Source organism: Bradyrhizobium sp. SZCCHNS1022 (assembly GCF_032484835.1).
Classification (GTDB): domain Bacteria; phylum Pseudomonadota; class Alphaproteobacteria; order Rhizobiales; family Xanthobacteraceae; genus Bradyrhizobium.
Map to the genome: position 1 here is coordinate 2869382 of NZ_JAUETT010000001.1, position 25586 is coordinate 2894967.

At 64.7% G+C, this 25586-nt stretch carries 21 protein-coding genes; 8 read left to right on the forward strand and 13 right to left on the reverse strand.

The window, feature by feature from the left end; all coding sequences use genetic code 11:
• The gene (locus tag QX071_RS12985; RefSeq protein WP_409977612.1) at positions 1 to 975 is read right to left on the reverse strand and encodes a HupE/UreJ family protein; all 975 of its coding nucleotides are present in this window, start codon (positions 973 to 975) and stop codon (positions 1 to 3) included.
• Positions 975 to 1760 (reverse strand): peptidyl-prolyl cis-trans isomerase, encoded by a 786-nt coding sequence (locus QX071_RS12990; RefSeq protein WP_409977611.1) that lies wholly within the window; start codon positions 1758 to 1760, stop codon positions 975 to 977. The genes QX071_RS12985 and QX071_RS12990 overlap by 1 nt, the downstream gene beginning before the upstream one ends.
• A 392-nt stretch (positions 1761 to 2152) precedes the next feature.
• Here QX071_RS12990 and QX071_RS12995 point away from each other — a divergent pair, with 392 nt between their 5' ends.
• From QX071_RS12995 to QX071_RS13005, 3 genes are all read left to right on the forward strand, one after another.
• Positions 2153 to 4201, forward strand: a complete 2049-nt coding sequence (locus QX071_RS12995; protein ID WP_315706903.1) for a hypothetical protein — start codon at positions 2153 to 2155, stop codon at positions 4199 to 4201.
• Between the two features lie 161 nt (positions 4202 to 4362).
• Positions 4363 to 4653 carry a hypothetical protein gene (locus QX071_RS13000; RefSeq protein WP_315706904.1) on the forward strand — a complete coding sequence of 97 codons (291 nt, stop codon included), beginning with the start codon at positions 4363 to 4365 and terminating at the stop codon, positions 4651 to 4653.
• 100 nt (positions 4654 to 4753) lie between these two features.
• Positions 4754 to 5377, forward strand: coding sequence for a 2OG-Fe(II) oxygenase family protein (locus QX071_RS13005; protein WP_315706905.1), 624 nt, complete (start codon positions 4754 to 4756; stop codon positions 5375 to 5377).
• 12 nt (positions 5378 to 5389) lie between these two features.
• Here QX071_RS13005 and QX071_RS13010 read toward each other — a convergent pair whose 3' ends face one another.
• Positions 5390 to 8020 (reverse strand): spermidine synthase, encoded by a 2631-nt coding sequence (locus QX071_RS13010; RefSeq protein WP_315706906.1) that lies wholly within the window; start codon positions 8018 to 8020, stop codon positions 5390 to 5392.
• Between the two features lie 169 nt (positions 8021 to 8189).
• Between QX071_RS13010 and pncA the strand changes: the two genes are divergently transcribed.
• Entirely contained in the window at positions 8190 to 8813 is a 624-nt protein-coding gene (gene pncA, locus QX071_RS13015) for a bifunctional nicotinamidase/pyrazinamidase (RefSeq protein WP_315706907.1), read from the forward strand.
• 15 nt (positions 8814 to 8828) lie between these two features.
• Here pncA and QX071_RS13020 read toward each other — a convergent pair whose 3' ends face one another.
• The 10 genes from QX071_RS13020 to QX071_RS13065 form a co-directional block, all read right to left on the reverse strand.
• Entirely contained in the window at positions 8829 to 10382 is a 1554-nt protein-coding gene (locus QX071_RS13020; protein WP_315706908.1) for a hydantoinase/oxoprolinase family protein, read from the reverse strand.
• Between the two features lie 3 nt (positions 10383 to 10385).
• Positions 10386 to 11486: a DUF917 domain-containing protein gene (locus QX071_RS13025; protein WP_315706909.1), complete on the reverse strand. Its 1101-nt coding sequence runs from the start codon at positions 11484 to 11486 to the stop codon at positions 10386 to 10388.
• Positions 11483 to 12169: an AroM family protein gene (locus QX071_RS13030; protein ID WP_315706910.1), complete on the reverse strand. Its 687-nt coding sequence runs from the start codon at positions 12167 to 12169 to the stop codon at positions 11483 to 11485. The genes QX071_RS13025 and QX071_RS13030 overlap by 4 nt, the downstream gene beginning before the upstream one ends.
• 8 nt (positions 12170 to 12177) lie before the next feature.
• Complete coding sequence (locus tag QX071_RS13035; protein WP_315706911.1) at positions 12178 to 13263, reverse strand: ABC transporter ATP-binding protein; 1086 nt, start codon at positions 13261 to 13263, stop codon at positions 12178 to 12180.
• Positions 13260 to 14321, reverse strand: coding sequence for an extracellular solute-binding protein (locus QX071_RS13040; protein WP_315706912.1), 1062 nt, complete (start codon positions 14319 to 14321; stop codon positions 13260 to 13262). Before QX071_RS13040 ends, QX071_RS13035 begins: the two co-directional genes overlap by 4 nt.
• A 14-nt stretch (positions 14322 to 14335) precedes the next feature.
• On the reverse strand, positions 14336 to 15220 hold the full coding sequence (locus QX071_RS13045; protein WP_315706913.1) for an ABC transporter permease: 885 nt from the start codon (positions 15218 to 15220) through the stop codon (positions 14336 to 14338).
• A gap of 11 nt (positions 15221 to 15231) precedes the next feature.
• Positions 15232 to 16107 (reverse strand): ABC transporter permease, encoded by an 876-nt coding sequence (locus QX071_RS13050; RefSeq protein ID WP_315706914.1) that lies wholly within the window; start codon positions 16105 to 16107, stop codon positions 15232 to 15234.
• Positions 16107 to 16889 carry an IclR family transcriptional regulator gene (locus tag QX071_RS13055; protein WP_315706915.1) on the reverse strand — a complete coding sequence of 261 codons (783 nt, stop codon included), beginning with the start codon at positions 16887 to 16889 and terminating at the stop codon, positions 16107 to 16109. Before QX071_RS13055 ends, QX071_RS13050 begins: the two co-directional genes overlap by 1 nt.
• Positions 16890 to 17040: 151 nt before the next feature.
• On the reverse strand, positions 17041 to 20589 hold the full coding sequence (locus QX071_RS13060; RefSeq protein WP_315706916.1) for a molybdopterin cofactor-binding domain-containing protein: 3549 nt from the start codon (positions 20587 to 20589) through the stop codon (positions 17041 to 17043).
• Positions 20586 to 21071 carry a (2Fe-2S)-binding protein gene (locus QX071_RS13065; protein ID WP_315706917.1) on the reverse strand — a complete coding sequence of 162 codons (486 nt, stop codon included), beginning with the start codon at positions 21069 to 21071 and terminating at the stop codon, positions 20586 to 20588. Before QX071_RS13065 ends, QX071_RS13060 begins: the two co-directional genes overlap by 4 nt.
• 303 nt (positions 21072 to 21374) lie before the next feature.
• Here QX071_RS13065 and QX071_RS13070 point away from each other — a divergent pair, with 303 nt between their 5' ends.
• The 4 genes from QX071_RS13070 to QX071_RS13085 are packed head-to-tail and all read left to right on the forward strand — an operon-like array spanning position 21375 to position 25569.
• On the forward strand, positions 21375 to 22826 hold the full coding sequence (locus QX071_RS13070; RefSeq protein ID WP_315706918.1) for a 6-hydroxynicotinate reductase: 1452 nt from the start codon (positions 21375 to 21377) through the stop codon (positions 22824 to 22826).
• Entirely contained in the window at positions 22823 to 23713 is an 891-nt protein-coding gene (locus QX071_RS13075; RefSeq protein ID WP_315706919.1) for a UPF0280 family protein, read from the forward strand. The genes QX071_RS13070 and QX071_RS13075 overlap by 4 nt, the downstream gene beginning before the upstream one ends.
• 39 nt (positions 23714 to 23752) lie before the next feature.
• Positions 23753 to 24337, forward strand: a complete 585-nt coding sequence (locus QX071_RS13080) for an amino acid synthesis family protein (RefSeq protein WP_315706920.1) — start codon at positions 23753 to 23755, stop codon at positions 24335 to 24337.
• Positions 24338 to 24366: 29 nt separating this feature from the next.
• Complete coding sequence (locus tag QX071_RS13085; RefSeq protein WP_315706921.1) at positions 24367 to 25569, forward strand: ABC transporter substrate-binding protein; 1203 nt, start codon at positions 24367 to 24369, stop codon at positions 25567 to 25569.
• The last annotated feature ends 17 nt before the right edge of the window (positions 25570 to 25586 follow it).

Here is a 25586-nt window from a genome sequence, read left to right on the forward strand (position 1 = left end):
TCATGTGGAAAGGACGATGAGGAGGCGGCCGATGAACCAGAACATCGCGACCGATCCGATGGCATAGGCGGGCAGCGCCTCGCCCCAGTTCGGCAGCACCGCATTCAGCCGGCGGTGCGCCCAGATCAGCGCAAGCACCAGGAGCACGAAGGCGAGCTGGCCGATCTCGACGCCGATGTTGAAGAAGAGAAGCGCCGGTGGCAACAGGCGGCGCTCGAGCCCGAGGCCGGCGAGCGCGCTCGCAAAGCCGATGCCGTGCACGAGGCCGAAGGTGAAGGCGACCGCCCATGGGTAGCGCGCGGTCAGGCCGATCTCGCCCCGCTGCTGCTTGATGATCTCGACGCCGACAAAGACGATGCTCAATGCAATGCAGGCGTTGAGCGGGCGTTCCGGCACGCCGATCACGCCAAAGGCAGCGGCGGCGAGCGAGGCAGAGTGGCCGACGGTGAAGGCCGTGATCGTCTTCACCAGGCGCCAGCCGCCCTTCACGATCCAGATCAGGCCGAGCACGAACAGCAGATGGTCGGCGCCGAGCAGGATGTGATCGATGCCGTAATTGATATAGGTCTTGGCCAGCTCGAGCCAGGTGTCGAGCGTCGGCGCGTCGGTGCCGAGCACCGTGACCACCGGGTTCGCCGTCGAGATCGTGTAGCTGCGCGGCTCGCCTTTGAGCGGAATGATCTTGATCAGCGCCGCCGACATGTCGGCGCCGAGATTGCCGATCGTGATCTGGCCGACCAGCCCCTTCTCACCGCAGTTCAATTCGGGCAGGCGCAAGAAACAGTGGGAGGGGACCTTGAGGTCGACATGGTCGGCGCCGGCGGTCGGCTCCATCGTCCAGAGCCCGATGAAGGCGCCGGGCCGGACTTCGCGGAATTCGAGCACGCCCAGCGACGCTTCATGGGCGAAGAGCGCGCGAGGAACGGTCAGGGCCGTGAGAAGCAGCAGCGCGATCCGCAGATACCGAAGGCTGATCACGGCTCGTACCGCACTTTGTAGTTGGCCCTGAGCCGGGTCACCGCCTCCCACGCCTGCTTGCGCGTCTCTTCGGTGTGCCACATCTTCGCAGCATCGTCGCGGACATCGTCGAGTTTCGCCGGCGTGCCGGGCTCGCGCGAATCCAGCCGCACGACATGCCAGCCGTCCTTCGACTGCAAGAGGCTCCACTCGCCGAGCGACAGTTTCTGGAGCCCGTCGCTGAAGCTCTGGCCGAACGCGCCGGCAAGGCTGGCGACCGGGCGGCCGAGGATCGCGCGGGTCTGATCGCGCAGCTCTTCGGATTCGCGCTGTGCGCGGATGTCCTCGAGCTGTCGTTGCGCAATAGCCTGATCGGTCGCGGGCGTCAGGTAGAAGCCGACGCGCTCGGGCGCGTCGAAGCGGGCGTGGTTCTCGGCGAACCAGGCCTGCAACTGCCCTTCGGTCGGCTGCGGCACGCGGACCTGGTCGAAGATCAGAAGTTGCAGCTTGAACGCGACGCGATCACGGATCATCTCGTCACCGCGATCGACGCCGAGAGCCTTGCCCTCGCGATAAAGGATTTCACTGGCGACCCAGGCGTCGACCATCTTCTGAATGTCGGCGTCGCTGGGCTTGCGCTCCTTGTCCTCGTCGAAATTGTCGATGAAGGACTGGCGCATCGCCTTGGTGACGACGATGACCTTATCGTCCTTCGCAGGCGGGTGAAGAACCCTATCCCCCGCGAAGATCAGGCCGCCCAGCACTGCGAAATGCAGCAGCGGCTCGCGAGCGAGTTTCTGCATTGCTGCGTAGAACGTCGAGCGTGTGCTGCGCGCGATTCGCTCATCTTGCTTGCTGCTGCTGTGATCGGAGGGAACGGCAGAGGTGATATCAAAAGTGTGTGTCGCGTTCGACATCGCTGGCGAGGCCATACTTCTTACAATTCCGCGAGGGAGCAAGTGCGGCGCGTATATGCAACGGGCAAGTCGCTGTTGTCACCCGACAATCGGCGCTGTCATAAAAATTTCGCAAGCCCGTTCGGCGGTGCATTTCTCCACGAAGGCGGTCTTCCTAATAAAACCTTCAACAAACTGTCTCGGAGATTTGATTTGGTCCGGCCCGCGAAGAATTGGCGCGCCGCGTCTGCGTGGGCGCTTTCGTTTTGCACTCGTGAAAATACTGTAGGGGCGACTACATGGTTCCATCTTCCAGGAAGATCCTGCTGACAGCGGCCTCGGTCTCGCTGGCCTTGACGCAGGGTGCCAGCGCCGATGAGCGCTGGGGCGAAAAGCATGAAGGGCACAGGGGCAATCCCTATGTTGCCGGCGATATGCACAACCACAATACCTGCACCGACGGTTCGGTGGCGGCCGGCTACTCGATCGATCGTTCAGTCGGCACCGGCACGGCCGCCGCGGGCGGCAACAACTTCAACCTCGACTGGTTCACGCTCGGCAACCACGGCGGTTCGGGCAACCGCGACTGTCGCTTCAGCGATACCAGCGCGAACATCCCGGGCGAAACCACGACCACCTGGAGCCAGACGCTCGGCCAGACCATCGACGGTATCACCATCACCAGTCTGAAGGGCACGCCGAACGGCAGCGGCACCGGTCAAACGATGTGGCGCTGGCAGTCGATCAAGGAGGTCGAGTATCCGATCATCGTCAACCGCACCTCGATGTACGACAAGGTGCTGGTCGAAGGCCTGGAGTGGATCGTTCCCGGTCATGAGCACACCGACGTCGCGGTGATCGCGGGCCAGAATCCGCGCGGCTACGGCAATGCCGACAAGATGGCCGAGTTCGAATACCGCTATGATCGTGCGGACACCGACGCAATCGGCCCTGTCGACGCCAGCAATAAATCGATCTGGAGCGGCAAGGACAACGTCAACAATTCCGGTACTGCCGGACACGGCAAGGCCATCGCCGGCATTCAGTGGTTGCAGGCGAACTACCCGCTGACCTCCTATGCGGTTCCGACGCATACCGAGCGCCAGGGGCCGTTCAATCCGAACAGCTCGGCCGGCTACAACATCGAGCACTTCCGCGACTTCAACAATGCGGGCCCGACGGTGGCGTTCGGCATCGAATCGCCTGGCCATATGGCGCAAGGCGGTCTGAAGGGCGGCTCGGGATCCTACGGCACCGGCGCAGTCGGCGGCGGCACCTACGGCATGGCCGGCGTCTACACGGCCAAGGTCGGCGGTCTCTGGGATGGCATGCTCGGCGAAGGCCGCAACACGTTCGTCTATGTGAGCTCCGACTGGCACAATCGCGGCGCCTTCGGTGCGCGCGACGCTGCGACGACGTCGGACTTCATTCCGGGCGAGTACACCAAGCTCTACGTGCCGAACACGGAGAACTTCCGTGCACAGTCGATCATCGACGGCATGCGCTCGGGCAATTCCTACTCGGTCAATGGCGACATCATCGGACCTGACCTGAAGTTCCGCGCCAAGGGCGAGTGGGATTTCAACTGGAAGACGATGGGTGAAACGCTCCAAGTGTATCCCGGCGAAAAGATCGTCGTCGAGATGCAGCTGACGATCCCGGCCAAGAACAACAGCCCCTACAGCTTCAACAACCCGCTGTTGGCGCAGGTCGGCATCAACCAGCCGCTGAATCAGCCGTCGCTCGATCACGTCGACCTGATCACCAGCGACATCACCGGTGTGATCCAGCCGGGTGCTCCGGGCTACGCGGTGGCGAACGCCGGCGGCACCGCCGGTGCGGCGATCGTCTACAATGCTTCGGCCAAGATCGCCAAGCAGATCAATGCCACCACGATGAAGAGTCAGAAGCTGAAGGACGGGTCCACCCGGCTGAGCTTCACGACGACCTTCACCGCGACCAAGACGCCGTTCTACATCCGTGCACGCGGCACCAACATCCCGGTTGCGACGCCGAACGTCACGGACAGCGCCGGCAACCCGCTGCTCGACGTCAACAATACCAACGTCAGCTGCACGGATGCGGCCTGTCCGGCGCATCTCGACGTCGTCAACGGCGTCAAGAAGGTGACCTACGACGTCCAGGCCTACTCCAATCTCTGGTTCTACGCGAACCCGATCTTCGTCCGGCCCTTCGGCTCGCCGAAGCTTCTGGTCGAGAAGAATGCCGAGCTCGCGCGTAAGTTGGCCGGAGATCACCACCACCATAACGACTGGGATCATTGGGGGCATTCGGGTCAATGGGGTGACTGGGCCTCGAACGACCGGGACGACAACGACCGAGACTGAGTTCTAGAGCGTCGGATCCGGCGGGGCATCGTTGCCGGTGCCTCGCCGGATAGATGGTTTCACTTCCTGCGCCGGATTTGCGTCCGGCGCTTCTCTTTGGAGAGCGTGTCTTGCGAGAGCGTCCCGATATTGTTTGGAGAATACTTGCCGGTATCGTCTTTATGGCCGTCGGCGCAACAGCCTCGGCAGAGGAAGAGCCGACGCGAGAGGCCTGCGACGCGGCCGTATCGGAAGCTCGCGTGCTGGCCGAGACGTTCCCTGCCGAGGATGTGTCGCGCTATTTCGCCGAGCGGCACCTGCATCAGGCGCTGGTCGAGGCCGGCAATGGCGAGTTCGACGATTGCCTGGAGGCGGCCGAACGGGCCACCGTGGAGCTGCGCGAACGCCGCCACAGCCTGAAGCCCGGCGAGCGCCTCAACGTGCTGCAGGCGAACGAAATACCGCCGCGCTGAGAGCAAGGCATCGATGTGCGGCCGGGCTGCGCTGTCATTCGGGTGTCATGCTCCTGCGCACATTGTCCGCCCGAGTTCAATCCGCCGGACGCCTTGAATCATGGATCAGATCGAGCCGCTTTTTCCGATTCCCTTGATGCGCTCGCCCGGTCTGTTGAGTGCGGAGCTGAAGGACGCTGCCGTGGCGGCCATCCGCGGCGCCAAGATCGAGACCAATCTGCGGTCCGGGCAGCTGTTCCACACGCAAGTCGCCGATCCCAGTAACAACAACCTGTTTCAGACCATCGCGGAGCTGGCGGTTCCGAAGCTGGTCGACTTTGGCGAGCTGTTGTTCGGCGAGAAGCTGAAATGGACCGTCAAGGAGATGTGGACCAACATGCTGGAGACGGGCGGCAACCAGACTTTGCACGCCCATGCCAACAGCTTCATCTCCGGCATCTTCTATCTGACGCCGTCGCATCCAGCCAGCAATACAGTGTTCGTGCGGCCGCCCGGCGGCTATGACTTCTCCTTCCGGCATCATACGCGGAGTGCGGCAGTCGGTCCGTACAACGCCGGCAAATACATGGTGCCGGAGGTCGAGGCGGGCGACCTCGTGCTGTTTCCGAGCTATCTCTATCACGAGGTGCCGCGAAACCAGGGCGACCAGCGGATCACGATCGCCTTCAACGCCATTCCCGATCATCTCGATTGCTGGGGCTATCGGGTCACCTTTGCGCCATAAACCAATGAGCGCTTAGCGGCCGAACTCACGTGCCAGCAGCTCGCGCGCATCGCTGCGCGCCGGCGCAGCCGCGGCGATCGCCTGCAGCAGGTGCTGTGCTGCAACTCGGTCGGAGCCCAGCAATGACCTGGCCATGCCGATCAGCGGTCCATAGGCCGGATCGAATTCAGGGCTGAGGCGGAGCGCCGCCAGGAGACCCGGCGACGCGGCCTCGATCAATGCCTTGCCACGCGGGTCTCCGGGCAGGGCGGCCCCGGCCTCCAGGAAACGATCGCGGGCGCGCCAATAGGCGCGCAGCCTCTCGCCAAGGTCATCGCGCTGCGACTCCGCGAGCAACTCGGCGGGATCGGGCTGGATGGTTCTGATCACCGAGAGCAGCAGCGACCAGGGCGGCGCCGTCAATGCGACGACATTTCGGCGCGCATCAAAGGTCACGAAGGGATAGTCGTCGGTATTGTGCGGACCTTCGCCCGCAAAGGCGGTAAGCGCGTGCGGTCCGCCGACATACTGTCCGAGCAGATCGATCGGCGTCTCGAAGCCGAGCGGCTCCAGCACGGTGCGATGGCTGGGATCGCGCAGTCGCGCAGCTACCGCGGCGAGATCGAGATCACCCGCACCGGTCGGACCGATCAAGGCCAGCATCGGTGTGCGAACGCTGTAATGATTGAGCCAGGCCGATCCGTTCGGATAGATCGCCAGGAAGCTTCTGATGATCGCGCGCAAGGACGGCAGGTCGAGCTGATAGAGCGGCAGCCACTGGCAGAAGATGCCGCCCTGCGCGAGCCGGCGTTTGACAGCTGCAAAATGCTCGGTCGTGTAGAGCGCGCCGCTGCCATCGAGCGCCGGGTGAAACAGGTCGGCGACGATGACGTCATAACTGCGGTTGTCCGCAACAACATAGCGGCGTGCATCCGCGACCGTGATCGGCGGCATGCGATCGTCCGCCGCCGGATTGGCAAAGTAGGGCAACAGCTCCACCACTTCGCGCGACAGCTCGACGCCGTGGACGTTGACGCCCGGCATATGCGCAGCCCCTATCACCGTGGCGCCGGTCCCGATGCCGAGAAACAGCGCGCTGCGCGGCGCCCGATGCAGAAGCAGCGGCAACGTCGCCTGGCGATAATCGGAACGGCTCGAACTGGTGCCGCCCATCCGGAAATGGCCGTTGATTTCGAGATAGCGCGTGCCGGAGGCATCATCGACCACGCTTGCGGTGGCCATCGGTCCTTCGCGCATCGCGAGCAGCGAACCGCCCGCGGGAACGCGTGTGAGCAGCGGTGTCGGACGGAGCCCCAGCACCAGCGCGGCGAGGACGGGCGCTGCCGACCACGCCAGTGCCATCCGACGCGGCGGCAGGAGCAGGAGATAGCCGAGCGCGACGGGGAGCAGCGCCGTCCATGCGCCGAGCCCGGGAATCAGGATTTGTGCGGCAACCAGTGGCGCCAACGCCGCCCCGATGCTGTTGATGCCGACCGCCCATCCGAGCGACCCGCGCTGATCGCGCGCATGCTGGGCCAACTGCCCGAACAGCGCGCCCATCGCGGCTGCAGGCAGCAGGAACAGCGCCATCGCCACGGCAAGCTCACCGATGATCCCCAACTCACGCGCTAATTCCGCGATGTACGGGATTGCCGGAATGAGGAACGCCGTGACCAGACAGGCGAACGACGTTAATCCCAGCAGCCGGCCGTCACCGCCGTCGCGCGCGCCGCCGGCCATGCGCTGCCAGATCAGTCCGCCTCCCGCGGCGCCCAGCAGATAGGCCGCAAGCAGGCCGGCAAATGTATAGACCGTATCCTCGAGTACCTGGGCCGCGAGGCGCACCACCAGCACCTCGAATGCGATGCCGAGAAAGCCGGTCGCAAACAGCGTCAGCATGAGCCGCAGATCGCCGATGTTCCGGGGCTGTGTTTGTGCGTCTTTGGGCTCGACCGGCTGTGCGACTCGAGTCAGCGCAAGCACGCCGAATGCACAGAGCAGATTGATGCCGGCGAGAGATAGAAGCGTGCCGGAGAAGCCGACCGTAGGGATCAGCAGGAAGGTGGCGGCCAACGTGCCCGCAACGGCGCCAGCGGTGTTGGCACCGTAGACGCCGGCGCTGACGCGCGGATTGCCCTGCAACTCGCGCGTGATCCGTTCCAGGGCGGCGAGCGTGCCGCCCATCGCGACCGTTGCAGGCAACAGCGCGAGGGTTGGAAGGGCGAAGCTTGCAGCCCACAACAGGGCTGGCGCCGGCTCCGTGCCGAGCAGGGGGGCCAGCGCGCGGCCCGCAGCGGGCAACAGCCAGATTGCGACGACGCCCCACAGCCCGATGACGATTTCGAGTGCGGCATAGGCCAGGGCCGGCGAGCGCGTGCGCCGGATCAGGCCATCCAGCACGAAGGCGCCGAGCGCGAGGCCAGCAAAAAAGCCAGCGATCGCGCCGAGCACGGCCATCATCTCCGTGCCGAGGGCGAGGCTGAGCTGCCGCGTCCACACGATCTCGTAACCGAGCCCGGCAAAGCCCGAAGCAGCGACGATCGGGAGTAGGGCCCAGCTTGCCAGGGCTCCGCGCCTCTCAGATGCCGCAAGACTAAGCCCGGTTGCTTTGAAAGCTTGCGAAGCTGCCGAATTGCGATCGGTATCAGATGAGACGGTCGTCATGAGCGTGCTTGGGAACCTCACAGCGGCACGCTGCAACCCGCTGCGTATCCCGTGCGTCCGTGTCTTATGGGCGCGCCATTTGACAGAAATATTAAACGGCCGCTTGCGGTTGGCTCCTCCGCTCGCCATGCTTGGATATCGACAATAATCAGTGCAGGTTGCGGAGATCATGCAGATACGCCCGAGCGAGGATTTGCTGCTCGTCATCGACATCCAGAATGATTTCTGTCCGGGAGGGGCTTTGGCCGTCGGCGATGGCGATGCCGTGGTGCCCATCGTCAATCGCATCGCTCAGCAATTCGATCACGTGGCGCTGACCCAGGATTGGCACCCGGCAGGCCACGGCTCGTTTGCCTCGAGCCATCCCGGTGCCGCGCCATTCGAGACGACCGCCATGCCTTATGGTCCGCAGACGTTGTGGCCGGATCACTGTGTGCAGGGCACGCCGGGCGCCGCGTTCCACGCCAGGCTCGACACCGATAGAGCGCAGCTGATCATCCGCAAGGGCTTTCGTCGCGCGATCGATTCCTATTCGGCATTTTTCGAGAACGACAAGATCACCCCGACGGGCCTCGCCGGCTACTTGCGCGAGCGCGGACTCGCGCGCGTGTTTCTGGCCGGGCTCGCCACCGATTTCTGTGTGCACTATTCGGCGATGGATGCACGGCGGCTCGGCTTCGAGGCCGTCGTGATCGACGCCGGCTGCCGGGCAATCGATCTCGGTGGCTCGTTGGCGCGCGCCTATGCCGAGATGGGCGAGGCCGGGGTGCTGCGGATTGCCGATCTTGCCTGATCGAGAAGCGACGGCTTACGCCGCCGCATCGACATTCGGATCGGCGATCGCGCCGGCAACGCGCACACGCACGCGCAGCGCATTGCCAGGGAGATAGGCGATCGGCATGTCCTCGACATCGACCGTCTTCAGGCTCTCGCGCGCGGCGCCGGCCTGCACCGCGCGATCCTCGGCGATGCCGCGTGCCGCCGCAATCGCCTCCTCGCGGGAGAGATCGCGGAATACCTGGTCGGCCTCGCCGCTGACTTGCGCAATCGCCGCGCCCACCGCATTGGCGCAGTCGCCGTGCGGCACCCGCACAATCTCGGAAATGCCGGGCAGCCGATCGGGGACCAGGAAAGCGCCGCCGCCGACCGCGAGCAGCGGCACATCGCCGGCCTCGGTTTTCATGCGGTCGATGTCGTCGGCGAGCTTGCGATGGGCATCGGCGAGCGCGGCCTCGATCAGACCCCTGCCCAGCTGCGCGACGCGCGTGCGGTCGCCGATGTCGACGAGGCCTGCTGCAACCGCGATATCGGTGGCAGTGAGCCTGCCGCCGCCAAACACCAGCGCGTCCTCCGTCAGCCGGTAGCCGACACTGAGCGGGCCGACGCGGACCGGATCCTCATCCACATGGCTGCCGCCACCAAGGCCGATCGAGAGCAGGTCGGGCATGCGGAACAGCGTTCGGACGCCGCCGACCTCGACCACCGCATTGGCTTCGCGGGGAAAGCCGTGGCGCAACTGGCCGATGTCGCTGGTCGTACCGCCGACATCGACCACCATTGCATCGTCGAGGCCCGAGAGATAGGCCGCGCCGCGCATCGAATTCGTGGCGCCTGAGGCGAAGCTCATCACCGGAAAAGCCGTTGCGATCTCCGCCTGCATCACGGTGCCGTCGTTCTGGGTCAGGAACAGCGGCGCATCGATGCCGGAATCGGCTATCGCCTTGCGAAAGGCGGCCACGGTCGTCACCGCGAGATCGTGAAGCGCGGCATTCAAGAGCGCGGCGTTCTCGCGCTCGAGCAGACCGATGCGGCCGAGATCGTGCGACAAGGTGACCGCGACGTCCGGACAGATCTCGGCGAATATCTCGCGCGCGGTGGTCTCGCAGCTCGGATCGAGCGGCGAGAAGGACGAACTCACCGCGACCGAGCGCAGCCCCCGGTCCTTGACCTTCCGTGCAGCAGCCTTCAATCCGGCGACATCGAGCGGCATGAAGGGGCGGCCGTCATAGTCGTGGCCGCCTTCAAGCATGAACACTTCGCCACTCACCAGGGCGGCGAGATCGGCCGGCCAGTCGCAGAAGGGAGGCAGAGAGGCGGAGGCGGGCATGCCGATGCGGACCGCGCCGATCTTCTGCACGTGCCGACGCTGCACGACCGCATTGATGAAATGCGTGGTGCCGATCACCACCGCATCGACCGGCACCGCTGCCGCGGGCTTCGTGCGCAGCAGCTTCAGCGCGGCGAGAATGCCCGAGGTGACGTCGGCGGTGGTCGGGCATTTGACGGAATGAACCACCTTGTCGTCCGCAATCAGGACGGCGTCGGTGTTGGTGCCACCGACATCGATACCAATACGCTTCATCAATCAAACTCCGGGGGGCGCAAACAGCGACCTAAAATCGAGATCATAACCAAAGGCGCGCGGGCCGACGAATTCGAGCCCGCGAGGGCTGGTCAGCACCGCGGGCGCGGGCAGCGCCACCACGGTGACGCGCTGGCCGTAGCGGACCGTCTCAGTGCCGATGCCGTGGCCATTGACGCTGTCGAGCACGCAGATCAGGTCCGGCGACATCGCGATCGCCTCGCCATCGCGCCAGGCGACGATCCATTCGTTCTGGAACGACAGCTTCAGCTTGGTGCCGCGATCGGCATCACTGCCCTCCACGACCGCGCTGCCACGCAAAAAACCTTCGGTGGTACGGCGCGCCACGTCGACGATCTTGCCGGTGAACAGCCTCTGGCCGCCCTCGCAGGCAAGGACCGCCGCGATGGGATCTTCGTGACGATGATTGGCCTCTTGCACCGCTTGGCCGATGCGGATCGCCTTCGTGGTGGTGAAATGAATGCCCCAATCCTTGACCTCGCGCCCGGTGCGCGGCGCCTTGCTGGTGGAGGCGATCGAGCCCATTTCGACGCAGATCTTGCGGCTCGCCCGCTCCATCCACTTCCAGCTCGGGACCTTGGTGACGACGGCCTCGATGCCGCGGGGATCGTAGAGCGTGCAGGGGTAGGGGCGCAGGTCGCCGATTGCAACCGACGTCATCTGCGCCTCTGGGAAGGCGCGGCCCATGCAGTCGGCGTCGACCACAGGAATGCCGAGATGAGCCGCGGCCATCAGCGCCTGCACGCCGTTGCCGCCGCCGATCTCGACCGACATCACCGCACGGAACTTGATATTGTTGATCTCCTCCTGCATCCGCACCGCGCGCGCGATGCTGCGGCTGTCGGCGAGCCGCTCCTGGCCGACCAGCGGCGCGCCCATGTTGGAGACCACCGCGACCCAGTCATCATCATCGAGATCGAGCGGCGACATCAGCTGCACGCGATGGCCTTCGGCATAGAGCCGGCGCAGATTGAGCAAGCCAAGGTAAGGACTGCCGCCGCCGCCGGTGCCGAGAATCCACGCGCCGACCGCCAGCGCCTCGATCTCTTCGAGGCTGATCGTCTTCCGTTCGGCCGCGCTCACGAGATCAGCTCCTCGATAACTCGTGCGGCCGCCGCGATCGACAGGATCACCGGTCCCGGATAGTGCTGACGCACCCGCGCCTTGTTGGCGCTGCTGTAGCTCATGCAGTCGAGCACCACGAGATCGGGCTGTCTGCTCGCCATCTCTTGCGCGGCCGCGTCGACCGCCGCATCGTCCGAGCCGGGCTGCAGCGTAACGCCGACCACCTCGACGCCTTCGCGCTGCCATTTGCCGGCGATCAGCGCGGTCTGCTCCGGCAGTGGCGAGAACACGCCAAGCCGGCCCTTCGGCAGCACGGCTTCGACCATCCGATGCAGCACCGCGGAGGGCAGGATCACCAGGCCATCCGGCGCAAGGTTGGGGAATTTGCCGGTGCAGGCCAGCATCGTCACATCGATGCCCTCCTGTTTGAAGCGTGCGAGCTGCGCGTTGGCGCGACCTTCGACCGCCTTTTTGCTGATACGGACATTGTCGCCATTGGGCAGCAGCGTGAACAGCGAGTCGGCGCCATCAACCGGCGGGATCGCATCGATCTCCTCGCGGCTCATGCCATCGAGCGCACCGCGCAATTCGATCGCAATCCCTGGCGACAACACGGCGGCGATCTCCGCCTGCACCGAGGGCCGGGGGCTCTGTCCGATCACCACGACGCCCATGCGCCGGTGTTGAAGTGGCATGTTCATGTTCAGAACTAATCCTTGAGGATGACGAGATCGGCAGGCGTCCAACCCAGCGTGACCGGAGCGCCGGGTGCATAAAGCTGCGCTGCGCCCGCATTGGGCTGCTGCGCCAGGACGCGATGGCCGCTCTCGAGCGCAATGCGATAGAGCACGGCGCCGCCGAGGAAATTGGTGCTCTCGACCGTGCCGTTCGCCGCTGCGCCTTTGACTGATCCCGTCGCATCGTTTTGCGGAGCGATGCGGATCTTCTCCGGCCGCAGCGCCACCGACAGCACGCCGCCATCAGCGGCGGGGGCGTCGGGTAGTATCAGCACCAGGCCGTTGCCGGCCGCAATCCCGGCTTTATCGCCGATCGAGACGCACGGGCCGCGAAAGATATTGGTGTCCCCGATGAAGTCGGCGACGAAGCGCGTCTGCGGGCGATCATAGATCTCGACCGGCGTGCCGACCTGTTCGACCCGGCCCGCATTCATCACGGCGATGCGATCGGACATGGCCAGCGCCTCTTCCTGGTCGTGGGTCACGAAGACGAGCGTCAGTCCCAGGCTCTTCTGCAGCTGCTTGAGCTCGAACTGCATCTGCTGGCGCAGCTTCTTGTCGAGCGCGCCGAGCGGCTCGTCGCAAAGGAGCACGCGCGGCTCAATCACGATGGCGCGGGCCAATGCCACGCGCTGCTGCTGGCCGCCGGACAGCTGCGCCGGCCGGCGATCCTCCATGCCGGAGAGTTCAACCATGGCCAATGCGGCCTTCACCTTGGTCGCGATCGTCGCTTTGTCGACCTTGCGCATGCGCAGGCCGAAGGCGACGTTCTCGGCGACGGTCCGGTGCGGGAACAGCGCATAATTCTGGAACACCATCGCCATGTCGCGCTTGTGCGCAGGCATGTAGGTGATGTCCGTGCCGTCGACGCGAATTTCGCCCGAGCTCGGGGTGTCGAAACCGGCGATCATGCGCAAGGTGGTGGTTTTGCCGCAGCCGGACGGGCCGAGCAGCGAGAAGAATTCGCCCGCCCTGATATCCATCGCGACCGCATCGACGGCGCGGACGCCGCCGTCGTAGACCTTGCTGACCTCGGCGATCTCGATGGCCGCGCTCATGCCCGGAAGATCCGGTTGACGCGGCTGTCGATCGCATCCTTCTGGGCGTTGTACCATTTCCAGTCGACCTGGATCAGCTTGGAAACCTTCTCCGGCGTGGTCAGGAGCTTGGCGTCGTATTTGGCCTCCAGCTTCACCTTCTTGTTCGCGGGCGAATACCAGACGGTCTCGGCAAGCCGCTTCTGTACCTCGGGCCGCAGCATGTAGTTGACGTAGGCGTTGGCGAGCTCCTTCATCTTGCTGCCGGGCGTGATCGTCAGCACCTGCTCCAGCGATAGCACGCCTTCGTTCGGCGTGATGAAATCAATCGGCTGGTTCTGCCCGTCGTAGCGGTAGATGCCGGAATCGTGGATGACGCCGAGACCGACTTCGCCCGACAGGAAGAGCTTCTCCATCGCGCCGGTGAAGTCGACCAGCTTGATCGGCTTCAGCTTTTCCAGTGCCGTATAGGCGGCATCGAGATCGGTCTGCCCCTTGCCATAGAGCGTGCCGCACATCATCAGGAAGGCCTGCCCGAGGCTGTTGACCGGGATCACATACCCGCCGCGGACGCCGTTATACTTCGCGTCCCACAATTCCTTCCAGGAGGTGATGGGACCGTAGCCCTTATCGGTGCGCATTCCGAGCCCGATGGCGCTGGTGAAGATGCAGATTCCGGCGATCTTGTCGCTCACGGCATAGGGGTAGACATCGGCAATGTTCGGCACCAGCTTCGGATCGATCTTGGGTTCGACCAGGCCCATCTCGACCGCGGCCCACTGCTCGTTGGAGTTGGTATGCAGGACGTCATAGATCGGCGCAGAGCGCGAGCTCGCCTGCAGCTTCGGCAGGAACGGCAGCGCCGTGTCGGTCCTCAGCTTGCATTTGAATTCCTTCTCGAACGCCGGTCCGATCTCGGCGCTCATCACGTCGCCCCATTTGCCGCCCCATCCGGTGATGTTGAGCACCGGCTCCTCGGCGCGCGCGACGTAGGGCGCGGCGAGGAGGCCTGCGCCGAGCGAAGCGCCGGCGGCGAGCAGATGGCGACGGCTGAGATGCGGGCGCGATGAGGGCGTCATGTCCAAGATCTCCGTTACAGTTTGACGGTGGAGCGCAGGCCGACGGTACGGTCGAGCGCGATAACGACGAAGAAGGCGAGCAGGATGGAGACAACTGAGGCGGCGCCGATGGTGCCGTCAAGGTCGAACTTCAGATAGTTGAACAGCGTGATCGGCAGCGTCTCGTTGCCTGGCGACACCAGGAACAGCGAGACCGGAAACTGATCGAACGAGACGATGAAGGCGAAGATCGCGCCCGCGAGCACGCCCGGCTTGACCAGCGGCAACGTCACTTCAAAGAACGTGCGCGCTGGGCTCGCGCCGAGATTCTGCGCGGCTTCCTCCAGCCTGATATCGAAATTATGCAGCACGGCGAGCGTGGTGCGGACGACGTAAGGGATAGTGACCAGCGTGTGGCCGGCGACGAGGCCCCAGAGCGGCCGGCCGACATCGAGCAGCACATAGGCCTGGAAGAGGGCGAGGCCGGTGAGGATCGCCGGCAGCATCAAGGGAGACAGCATGGTGGCGATGATGACCCGCGCTCCCGGAATATTGCCGCGCGCGATCGCGAGCGCGGCAGAGGCGCCGAGTACAGTGGCCGCCACGGTCGTCAAGACCGCAACTTCCAGGCTGAAGATCAGCGCGTGCATGAAGTCGCGTGCCGAGAAGAACTTCTCGAACCAGCGCAGCGAGATGCCGACGGGCGGAAACTGGATGAATGGCGTGGGATTGAGCGCGAACACGAAGACGATCGCGATCGGCGCCAGCAGGAACACCAGGACCGCGATGTTGGCCGCAAGATAGATGGTGCGGCCGGTGCGCCGTGGGACAGGCCGACGGCTCGATGCCCGAACCGCGGGGCTCGCGGTCGCGAGTCCCTGTTGCGCCATGGTCCGCGAGGGCGTCACTGATGTCGTCATCCATCACCCTCTTACTGCAGCTCGCGCTGACCGGAGAACAGTCCAAGCATATGGTTGTAGGCGATGACGAGCATGAACGAGATCACGAGCAGCATCATGCCGAGGGCCGCGGCAAAGCCGATGTTGAAGTTCGCCGAAATCTGCTGATAGATCAGGATCGGCAAGGTCATGATCTGGAAGCCGCCGAGCAGGATCGGCGTCACATAGGCGCTGATCGCGAGCGCGAACACCAGGAGCGAGCCTGCGAGAACGCCGGGCAGGCTCAATGGCAAGGTCACCTCGAGAAAAGCGCGCAAAGGGCTGGCACCGAGATTTTCCGCCGCCTGTTCGAGCCGCTCGTCGATGCGGCCGATCACGCCGGTCAGGGTCAGCACCATGAACGGCACATAGATGTGGACCAGTCCGATGATGATGCCGGTCTCATTATACATCAGTTGCAGCGGCTTTCCGATGAGGCCGAATGAGAGCAGGATCTGATTGATCACGCCCTTGTCGGACAGCAACGTCATCCAGGCGAAGGTGCGCACCACGATTCCTGTCAGCATCGGTGCCAGCACCGCCATCAACAGCAGGGCATGCCCGGTCCGGCTCTTGATCCGCGCCATCCAATGCGCCAGCGGATAGCCGATCACGAGCGCGATCAAGGTGGTCCAGAGTCCGATCCGGATCGTGGTCCAGACCACGTCGAGATAATAGCTGTCCTCGACGATCCGCGCGTAATGCTTGGTCGTCCAGGCCACGTGAGGCATCACCACCGGATTGCCGGTGAGCAGGCTCATCACGGCCATGAGCCCGATCGGCAGAAAGAAGAACAGCGCGAACAGAAGCGCACTCGGCAGGATCAATAGCGCGAGGCCGTTGATGGGGGGCCCGGCGGTGCGGCGCATCAGGATGCCAATCCGGCGCGGCGCTCCAGGGGCTGTCCGAGCGGATCGCCGGTCAGGCGCCGCAACTTCTCGGCCATGGCGGCAAGCTCGCGGCGGACGATGGCGCGCTCGATTTCCGTCGTTGCCTGGACCGAGTAGGAGATCGCGATACCGATCAGCTCGCGGGTATCGCCGCTCGCCAGCGCGAAGCCCTGCGAGCCCACGCCCTCGATCGCCTCGTCGGCGGCATCGGAGACGCCGGTGCGGCGGATTTCGTTCAGGCGAGCCATTAGCTGTTCGAAATTCTGCGGCGAGTTCGCCGGCACTTTCGGATAATCGAGCGGCACCCGGGCGCGGATCTCGGGGTCCGACAACCGCGCCAGCATCGCGCGGCCGTTCGAGGTGATGATCGCGGGTGTTCGCTGCCCCGGCGGATTGACGACACGCAGCGGATTCGATCCCGGCACGATGCGCAGGACCACCTGCTGGTAGCCGTCAAGCACCGCGATGTAGCCGGTGTGGCCGGTGCGCGCGCAGACCTCGCGGAGCTCGTTCTCCGCCGTGGCGATCAGATCGTCATGGGCGCGGTGCAACCGTCCCAGCTCGAAGGTCAGCAAGCCCGGTCGGTAGCGGCGGCTAATCGGGTCCTGCTCCAGCAATCCGCAGTCCCGCAACGACCGGAGCAGCCGCGAGGTCGAGCTCTTGGGCTTACCGGTCAGCGCCTGGACGTCGGCGAAGGAGAGGTTCGGCCGCTTGGTGGAGAAGCAGCGCAGGATGTCGATAGCGGAGGTGAGGGCGCTCATGGTTGGATCCATTCAGTTCCAAATTCCGGAACGTGGTGCCGAATTCTAGGATTGAGGTAATGCGATCCGCAAGACGAAATATCCAGCAACGGGTGATGCACGATTGCGCAAGCCGCTGAACAACGTCCGCGTGTGGCGTGCGAGGGGCCGGTCAGGGCGGTCGGGTGGACCGGATCCGGCTGATCGTCGCAGCGATGTCCTGCCAGGCCGGCTTGTCGGGCGCGAATTGGCGGCGGAGATAGGAGACAAGATCGGCCAACTGTGCGTCGCTGAGATGCGCGCCGAATGCGGGCATGTAGCCGAGATCGGATGAAGCGGGCTTGGTGATGCCGTGCAGGATCACCTGGATCAGATTGTCGGGCGTTGCACCGTGCAGATTGCTGTTCAGTGACAGCGACGGACGGCTGCCGAATAGCGCCAGGCCACCGACCTCGTGACAGACCGCGCAGGCGCCGAGATAGAGCCGTGCCGCAGGGGAGGAAGCGGAGGTGACCTTGGTTTCGGCCTCGAGCTTCTCGGCGCGCTGCTGGAGTGTGGCGGTCCCGGGTTGCGCCTCCTGGAATGAGGCGAGATAGATCGCCATGGCGCGGATGTCAGCGTCGGGAACGCCGGTCAAATCCTTGACGATCGGGGCCATCGGTCCGGCCGCCACACCATGGAAGCGCGACTGACCGGTGCGCAAATACGCGTAAAGCTCGTCCTCGGTCCACGGGATCGGCGCTGCGGACAGCGAGGTGAGCGCCGGCGCCTCCCAACCCTCGGCAAAGCCGCCGGCAAGATAGGCGTTGCGCTGCTCGGCGCCGAGCGCGTTGCGCGGCGAATGGCAGGCGCTGCAATGGCCGAGGCTCTCGACCAGATAGAAGCCGCGATTCCACTGTTCGGATTTGGTCGGATCGGGCTTGAACGTGGCCGTGTCGTGGAACAGCGCGTTCCAGCCGGCGACCAAGGGGCGCAGATTGAAGGGAAAGCGCAGTTCGTTCTCGCGTGCCTGCTGACGCACCGGCGCCTGTGCCATGAGATAGGCGTAGAGCGCCTGCAGGTCGGCCTCGCTGGTCCGGGCGTAATGGGTGTAGGGGAAGGCGGGATAGAGCTGCCGGCCGTCCCGGTGCACACCCTCGCGCATCGCGCGCTCGAAGGCCGGATAGGACCAGGCACCGATGCCAGTCTCGGTATCGGGCGTGATGTTGGTGGTGAAGATGGTGCCGAACGGCGTCTCCAAACCGCGGCCGCCCGCATTGACGATTCCGCCGTCTGCGGTGTGGCAGACCGCGCAATTGCCGAGCGCCGCCAGTTGCTCGCCGCGCGCGATCGTCGCGGCCGAATAAACCGACGGATCGGGCGGTGCGATCGGAGCGATGGCGCGCCAGGGCATGGCCGCGGCGACGATGCTCACCGCCGCCGCACAGGTCGCGGCTATGCTTGCAACGAGCCCAGTGCGTTTGGCGAACGGCTTGGTCCAGATGGGACGTGATTTGTCTGCAGTGGGGCCGGCCAACGATTGACTTGCCGGCGTCTCCGCCGGCGCACCGCGCAGCCCTTGCAGGATGCGCTCCGGCGTGAACGGCGGTTCGCGGAACCGCACGCCGGTCGCATCAAAGATCGCGTTGGCGATCGCAGCTGCGCTCGGCACCGAGGCGGATTCGCCGACGCCGAGTGGCGGCTGATCCGGCCGCGGCAGCATCAACACGTCGATCTCAGGCACGTCGGGGAAAGTAATGATAGGGTAAGCGCCCCATTCCCGCGCCGCTACATGGCCGCGCGCGAACGGCACTTGTTCCATCAGTGCTCGGCTGGTCGATTGGATGACGTTGCCTTCGATCTGATGGCGTACGCCATCCGGATTGATCATCAACCCGGAGTCCTGTCCGGCGACGACGCGGGTGACGCTGACATCGCCGGTCGCGGTATTGACGGCGACGTCTGCGATCCATGCCGACCAGGCTGCGCCGTAGCCCGGAAATTTGCTGTGCACGTAGAGCGCATAGGCAAAGCCGCGTCCGCGCACGACATCGTTTTCAGGCGTCTTCTCTTCCCGTGCCGGCCGCGGCACCCAGCCGGCGCGCTCGGCCACCGCGTTGACCAGCTCTCTGGCGCGCTCGTCCTTCAGATAGCGCAGCCGGTATTCGATGGGGTCGGCACCAGCTTCTGCCGCGAGCTCGTCGATATAGGATTCATGCGCGAAGGTGTTCGGCAATGCCGAGACGCCGCGAAACCAGGAGGCGCGCACGATCGGCGGCATGTCATGCGCGGTGACGCGCATATGGTCATAATCATAGGGTGGGATCGCGGTGCGGTCGCCCATCTCCGACACGATGGCGTCGGGAGAGACACGGCCGGTCAGCAGCAGCGCCAGCGTCGGGGCGCCGTTCGAGGGATAGCGCGTGGCGAAGTCGTAGGCCGCGACCGAACCGTCGGCGGTGAGGCCGCCGCTGACGTCCATCAGCTGCGCCGTACCTTTGGGCTCCCAGAGATGCTCCTGCTCGCGCGTGAGTTGCACGCGCACCGGCCGACCCACCGCGCGAGAGAGCAGGAGCGCATCGGCGCTGACGTCATCGGCGCAGTTGCGTCCGTAGCAACCGGCCGCCTCGAGCCTGATCACCTCGATGTCGTGCTCCGGCCGCTCGATCAGCCGCGCGAGATCGCTGCGCAAAATGTGCGGGTTCTGGGTGCCGGAGTAGACCTGGACGTGATCCTTGCGATAGTCGGCGACCGCGCAGGATGGCCCGATCGAGCCATGCATCTGATAGGGCCAGAGATAGGTCCGCCGGATCGGCTTCGCCGCAGCGTCGATCGCGCTCTCGACGTCGCCCTTGTCGAGCAGCTTGCGCGGCCGCGAGGGATTGGCGCGCAGCGCGGTTTCGACGTCGCAGAGATCGCGCAAAGCGGGTGTTGGCTTCCAGCTGACCTTCAGCTTTTCAGCGGCGAGAGCCGCATTCTCCTCGCGCTCGGCGACGACGCCGACGAAGTCACCGATCACAACGACATCGATCAGTCCCGGGACGTCGCGGACCGAGTCTCGGTCCACGGCCTGCAGGCTGGTGCCGACGAATGGCCCCGCATCGACGCCGGCGTAGGGCGGCCGGATTACACGGCCATGCAGCATGCCGGGGACGCGCACATCGTGCACATAGGTCAGTTCGCCGGTCGCTTTTGCCGGCAGATCGACGCGCGGCATCGATTTGCCGACGATATTGTAAGCGCCGGCGAGTTTCACCGGCGTGTCATCGGTGAGTTCGAGCCGGATCGTCTCATCGCCGATCAATTCGCCATAGCTGAGCGTGCGGTTGTTGGGGCCGCGGATCAGGCCATCCTCGACCGCGAGATGATCGACAGCGATGCCGAGCCGTTCGGCGGCGCGCGCCAGCAGGAAATGGCGCGCCTGCGCCGCCGCCTTGCGCAGCGGTACGGCCGTGATCTGGATGGTTTCGCTGGCGATCGTCGCGCCTTGATTGGGCACCCGAGTGGTATCGCCGAGCACCACGACCACGCGCGCAAAGGAGACATCGAGCTCCTCGGCGACGATCTGTCCGAGCGCGGTGCGGATCCCGGTGCCGAGATCCACGTGACCATTATAGGCCGTGACCTCACCGGCGGCCGTGATCCGGATGAAGGTTTCGGACCCATCGCCACCAGCGGCCGAGCGCACCACCGACAGGAAGCCGGCGAGCGCGCCTTTCACGTCTGATCCGCTCTTCGTCATCGATCCAGCGCCTCGAGCGCATAACCGGCGGCGCGCATCGCAGCGCGCATGATCTCGACATGGGCACCGCAGCGGCAGAGATTATAGCGGAGCGCCTCGCGGATCTCGTCTTCCGAGGGCTGCGGGTTGACGGCGAGCAGCGCCTTCGCTGTCATGATCATGCCGTTGAGGCAATAGCCGCATTGCGCAGCCTGCTCGGCGATGAACGCCTGCTGCACGACGTCGGGGTGCTCACGCGAGCCGAGTCCTTCCAGCGTCGTGACGGTGCGGCCGACGCAGCCTTCGACGGGAATCACGCAGGAACGTGCCGCCCGGCCGTCGATCAATACGGTGCAGGCGCCGCATTCGCCGAGACCACAGCCATATTTCGGGCCGTTCAGCGTAAGGTCGTTGCGCAGCACGTAGAGCAAGGGCGTATCGGGCGCGGCCGCGACATCATGCGCTTGGCCGTTGACGGTCAGGCGGAGCGTGACTGGCGTCATCCCTTCGGTCTCAACATCTGCTATCGTTAACAAAGGTTGCGGCGCGGCTCATCTGCCGAGCGTATCGTTTGTATACTAACATGCAAGGGGCGCGTTTCGCACTGCAGCGTGTGCACGATTTCTCGTCATTGGGCGAGGCAAACTGATCGTTTATCCGGCAAAGCGGTTTTTGCGTTGCGGCGGCGCTTGACAGTCGGTCGCTGCGAACATCATCATTCGTATACGAACGAATTTGCCGCGGCAGCTTCGTTCGGTCACGTGACGATATCGCGTGACGACCATGGCTTCGATTGGGCTTTTCGCATGACGATTGAGACGGCGAGCGAGAGTGCTGGCGACAAGATTCGCTGCGATGCCTGCCCGGTGATGTGTTACATCAAGCCGGGCGCGGCGGGCGCCTGCGACCGCTACGCCAATCAGGATGGCGTGCTGGTGCGCGTCGATCCGCATATCCTCTTGGAACGCACGATGTCGCATGGGGGACGGCTAGTGCCGTTTCAGGCGAGCGGCGACTGGGACGGCAAGATCGTGCATCAGCCGGAACTGTTCGTGACCGCGATCGGCGCCGGAACCACCTATCCCGACTACAAGCCGGCGCCGTTCATCGTTTCCTCGGAAGTCGATGGTGTCGACATGGTCACCGTGGTGACCGAGGGCATTTTCAGCTATTGCGGCGTGAAGGTGAAGATCGACACCGACCGCTATCTCGGGCCTGAGGCCGCGACGGTGCGTGTCGATGGCGAGGCGATCGGCCATGTCACGACCAGCGAATATGGCTCGCAGATGCTCTCGCTTGGCGGTGTGCATCATCTGACCGGCGGTTCGAAGAAAGAGGGGCGTGTCACCTGTGACGCGCTGATGGACCTCAGCAACCGCAAGCCGGTCGAACTGGTCATCGACGGCGGTGCCGCGGTCGTGGTGCAGGCGGGCGCTCCGCCGGTCGTCAACGGCGTCAAGGAAGAGCGCATGCGGGTCGGCTGCGGCTCGGCCACGATTGGGATGTTCGCCAAGCAGTGGCAGGGCAAGGTCGACGAGGTTGTCGTGGTCGATGACCACATCACCGGCGTCTTGTCCGAGCATCAAGCCGGCAAGCTGCTCGATATTCCCGGAACGGGAATCAAGATGAAGGGTCGGCGCTCGACGCCGGGCCGCTATTTCCAGGTGGCCCATCCCGGCACCGGCTGGGGCGGCACCGATATTTCCGATCCGCTGTCGATCCTCGGGCCGTTCGATCCGAAGACCGCGCGCCCAGGCACGACCATGCTGATGGTCTCCACGACCGGCGAGCATGCGGGTTATTACGTGTTGGATGACGCGCTGAGGCCGGTCGAACAGGAGATGCCGCCAGACCTTAAATTCTCTGTCGAGCGCATTCAGGAGAATTGCGAGCCGGCGCTCTGCACCGTCCTGTTCATGGCCGGCGCCGGCGGTTCGCTGCGGGCTGGCGTGACTGACAATCCGGTCCGGCTGACGCGCTCGGTCAAGGACGCCCTGACGCGCGTGACCTCGGGCGGCGCGCCGGTCTATGTCTGGCCGGGCGGCGGCATCACCTTCATGGTCGATGTCACGCAGATGCCGGCTGGCGCGTTCGGCTACGTACCGACCCCGGCGATCGTGGCGCCCATCGAATTCACGTTGAAGCTGTCCGATTATGCGGCGCTTGGCGGCCACATGGACTATGTGCAGTCGCTGGCCTCAATGAAAGATGTCTCGAAGGATATCCGTCACTTGCCCTGGCCGGTACGGAGCGCATGATGAGACGGCCACAGATCGCATTGCTGCCCGACGGTTGCCGGCTGCATCTGCAGGATGGGCCGATCGATCTGATCATCGGGGCCGACGGTGACCAGGCCGAGATCGGCCGCGCTTATCAGGCCGCCGTGCTGCGCTTCACTGGCCTGCTCGACGAGCTCTGCACGGAATTGCCGGAGCTGCGCCAGGCTGCCGATCCTGTCTGCTGCAGGCTGCGCGGTGTCGTCGCCCGCCGTATGTACCATGCCGTTGCGCCTTACGCTGCGAACCATTTCATCACGCCGATGGCGGCGGTGGCAGGCTCTGTGGCCGAGGAGATCCTCGGTGCGATGCTTGGCGCTGCGAAAGTTTCGCGTGCCTATGTCAACAATGGCGGTGACATCGCGCTGCATCTTCTGGACCCCGCGTGCTTCAGCGTCGGTCTGATGGACCGCCCGGATAGTCATGGCGTCCTGCGGACGATGACCATTCGTGCCGACGATGCCAGCCGTGGCGTCGCGACGTCCGGCCGCCACGGCCGCAGCTTCTCGCTCGGCATTGCCGATGCGGTCACCGTGCTGGCGCGCACCGCCGCGCAGGCCGATGCCGCGGCCACCATCGTTGCGAATGCGGTCGATCTGCCCGGTCATCCCGCGGTCGTCCGTCGGCCCGCCAATGAGCTGCAGCCGGAGTCCGATCTCGATCACCGTCTCGTCACATGCGAGGTCGGCGCGCTCTGTAATGATGAGATTGCCGCTGCGCTTGCGCACGGCGAGGCCATGGCGCGACAATTGCTGGCAGCCGGGTTGATCGAAGGCGCGGTGCTGCAACTCGGCGGCGAGATGCGCCAGGTCGGTGCGCGGCCGATCGACATCGGCCGTCCGGACCGGTTGCAGGCGGCCGCGGCGTAAGGTTTGATACATGTGGGTTCAGAGGCAGGGTAGCGAACGATGAGTGCCGTCATCCGCAAGATCGTCACCGTAGTCGAGGAGGTCCATCTTGAGATGGGGAAGACGGTTTCGCCGCCGACCCGTCGCGCGGCCGCCGTGGCCGTCATCGAGAACCCGTTTGCCGGGCGTTATGTCGAGGATCTTTCGCCCTTGATCGCGATCGGTGAGGAACTCGGCGAACTGCTGGCGAAAAAGGCGGTTGCCGCGCTCGGCATCGAGGGGGCCTCGGCTCATAGCTATGGCAAAGCCGCTGCGGTCGGTGCCGACGGCGAGTTGGAGCATGCGGCCGCGATCTTGCATCCGAAGATGGGCGCGCCGGTGCGCAAGGTGCTCGGCAAGGGCGCGGCCCTGATTCCGTCGTCCAAGAAGCGCGGCGGGGTCGGCTGCACGCTCGATATTCCGCTCGGGCACAAGGACGCCGCCTTCGTGCGCAGTCATTTCGATGGCATGGAAGTGCAGATCAACGATGCGCCGCGTGCCAACGAGATCATGGTCGCATTGGCGGTGACCGACAGCGGCCGTCCGTTGCCGCGGGTCGGCGGTCTCACGGTCGCCGAGATCAAGGGTGACGACGGGTTGCGTTAATTTCCAAGTTAACAGTTGGAGGCTGAAGGATGCGACGGAGATTTCTGCTTGCGGCGGGCCTGGCCATCGCCGCGGCCGGCACGGCCAGGACGGCCCTTGCCGAGGACGTGATCAAGATCGGCGAGATCAACAGCTATTCGCTGCTGCCGGCCTTCACCGAACCCTATCGCAAGGGCTGGCAGCTCGCCGTCGAGGAAATCAATGCTAGCGGTGGCATCAATGGCAAGAAGCTCGTCGTCGTCTCGAAGGACGACAGCGGCAAGCCGGCGGACGCGCAAACGGCGGCCAACGAGCTGGTGTCGAGCGAGAATGTCGCGATGCTGGCGGGCACCTTCCTCTCCAATATCGGTCTCGCCGTCAGCGACTTCGCCAATCAGAAGAAGGTGTTCTTCCTGGCGGCCGAACCTTTGACCGACGCCATCACCTGGTCGAAGGGCAACCGCTACACGTTCCGCCTGCGGCCGTCGAACTACATGCAGGCGGCCATGCTGGTGGAGGAGGCTGCCAAGCTTCCGGCCAAGCGCTGGGCAACGATTGCGCCGAACTACGAATATGGCCAGTCGGCGGTTGCCGTGTTCAAGAAGCTGCTCTCGGAGAAGCGCCCTGACATCCAGTGGGTGGACGAGCAGTGGCCGCCGCAGGGCAAGATCGACGCGGGTCCGGTGGTGCAGGCGGTGGCTGCGGCCAATCCGGAAGCCATCCTCAACGTCACCTTCGGTGCCGACCTCGTCAAGCTGGTCCGCGAGGGCAACACCCGCGGCCTGTTCAAGGATCGCAAGGTGGTGAGCTTCCTGACCGGCGAACCGGAATATCTCGATCCGCTGAAGGACGAGACGCCGGAGGGCTGGATCGTCACCGGCTATCCCTGGTACAGCATCAAGACGCCGGAACATGATGCGTTCCTGAAGGCCTATCAGGCCAAGTACAACGATTATCCGCGGCTCGGCTCGATCGTCGGCTACGAGACCATCAAGTCGGCGGCGGCGATCCTGAAGAAGGCCGGCTCGACCGATGCGGACAAGCTGGTGGCTGCGGCCGAAGGGCTCTCGGTGCCATCGCCCTTCGGCGAGATCACCTTCCGCAAGATCGATCACCAGTCCACCTTGGGCGCCTTCGTCGGTAAGACGGCGGTGAAGGACGGCAAGGGGATTATGGTCGACACCGCCTATCGCAAGGGCTCGGACTATCTGCCGCCCGATGCGGAAGTCGCGAAGCTCCGGCCGAAAGAGTGAGCGCAGCAAGCTCGGTC

What these genes read in the sequence shown, in the direction of transcription:
- QX071_RS13005 (WP_315706905.1), top strand. Translation starts at nt 4,754, where the DNA reads ATGGATCAGATCGAGCCGCTTTTTCCGATTCCCTTGATGCGCTCGCCC.
- QX071_RS12995 (WP_315706903.1), top strand. Translation starts at nt 2,153, where the DNA reads ATGGTTCCATCTTCCAGGAAGATCCTGCTGACAGCGGCCTCGGTCTCG.
- QX071_RS13050 (WP_315706914.1), bottom strand. Translation starts at nt 16,107, where the DNA reads ATGCGCCGCACCGCCGGGCCCCCCATCAACGGCCTCGCGCTATTGATC.
- QX071_RS13075 (WP_315706919.1), top strand. Translation starts at nt 22,823, where the DNA reads ATGATGAGACGGCCACAGATCGCATTGCTGCCCGACGGTTGCCGGCTG.
- QX071_RS12990 (WP_409977611.1), bottom strand. Translation starts at nt 1,760, where the DNA reads ATGCAGAAACTCGCTCGCGAGCCGCTGCTGCATTTCGCAGTGCTGGGC.
- QX071_RS13060 (WP_315706916.1), bottom strand. Translation starts at nt 20,589, where the DNA reads ATGACGAAGAGCGGATCAGACGTGAAAGGCGCGCTCGCCGGCTTCCTG.
- QX071_RS13035 (WP_315706911.1), bottom strand. Translation starts at nt 13,263, where the DNA reads ATGAGCGCGGCCATCGAGATCGCCGAGGTCAGCAAGGTCTACGACGGC.
- QX071_RS13040 (WP_315706912.1), bottom strand. Translation starts at nt 14,321, where the DNA reads ATGACGCCCTCATCGCGCCCGCATCTCAGCCGTCGCCATCTGCTCGCC.
- QX071_RS13065 (WP_315706917.1), bottom strand. Translation starts at nt 21,071, where the DNA reads ATGACGCCAGTCACGCTCCGCCTGACCGTCAACGGCCAAGCGCATGAT.
- QX071_RS13085 (WP_315706921.1), top strand. Translation starts at nt 24,367, where the DNA reads ATGCGACGGAGATTTCTGCTTGCGGCGGGCCTGGCCATCGCCGCGGCC.
- QX071_RS13080 (WP_315706920.1), top strand. Translation starts at nt 23,753, where the DNA reads ATGAGTGCCGTCATCCGCAAGATCGTCACCGTAGTCGAGGAGGTCCAT.
- QX071_RS13045 (WP_315706913.1), bottom strand. Translation starts at nt 15,220, where the DNA reads ATGACGACATCAGTGACGCCCTCGCGGACCATGGCGCAACAGGGACTC.
- QX071_RS13055 (WP_315706915.1), bottom strand. Translation starts at nt 16,889, where the DNA reads ATGAGCGCCCTCACCTCCGCTATCGACATCCTGCGCTGCTTCTCCACC.
- pncA (WP_315706907.1), top strand. Translation starts at nt 8,190, where the DNA reads ATGCAGATACGCCCGAGCGAGGATTTGCTGCTCGTCATCGACATCCAG.
- QX071_RS13000 (WP_315706904.1), top strand. Translation starts at nt 4,363, where the DNA reads ATGGCCGTCGGCGCAACAGCCTCGGCAGAGGAAGAGCCGACGCGAGAG.
- QX071_RS13020 (WP_315706908.1), bottom strand. Translation starts at nt 10,382, where the DNA reads ATGAAGCGTATTGGTATCGATGTCGGTGGCACCAACACCGACGCCGTC.
- QX071_RS13030 (WP_315706910.1), bottom strand. Translation starts at nt 12,169, where the DNA reads ATGAACATGCCACTTCAACACCGGCGCATGGGCGTCGTGGTGATCGGA.
- QX071_RS13010 (WP_315706906.1), bottom strand. Translation starts at nt 8,020, where the DNA reads ATGACGACCGTCTCATCTGATACCGATCGCAATTCGGCAGCTTCGCAA.
- QX071_RS13070 (WP_315706918.1), top strand. Translation starts at nt 21,375, where the DNA reads ATGACGATTGAGACGGCGAGCGAGAGTGCTGGCGACAAGATTCGCTGC.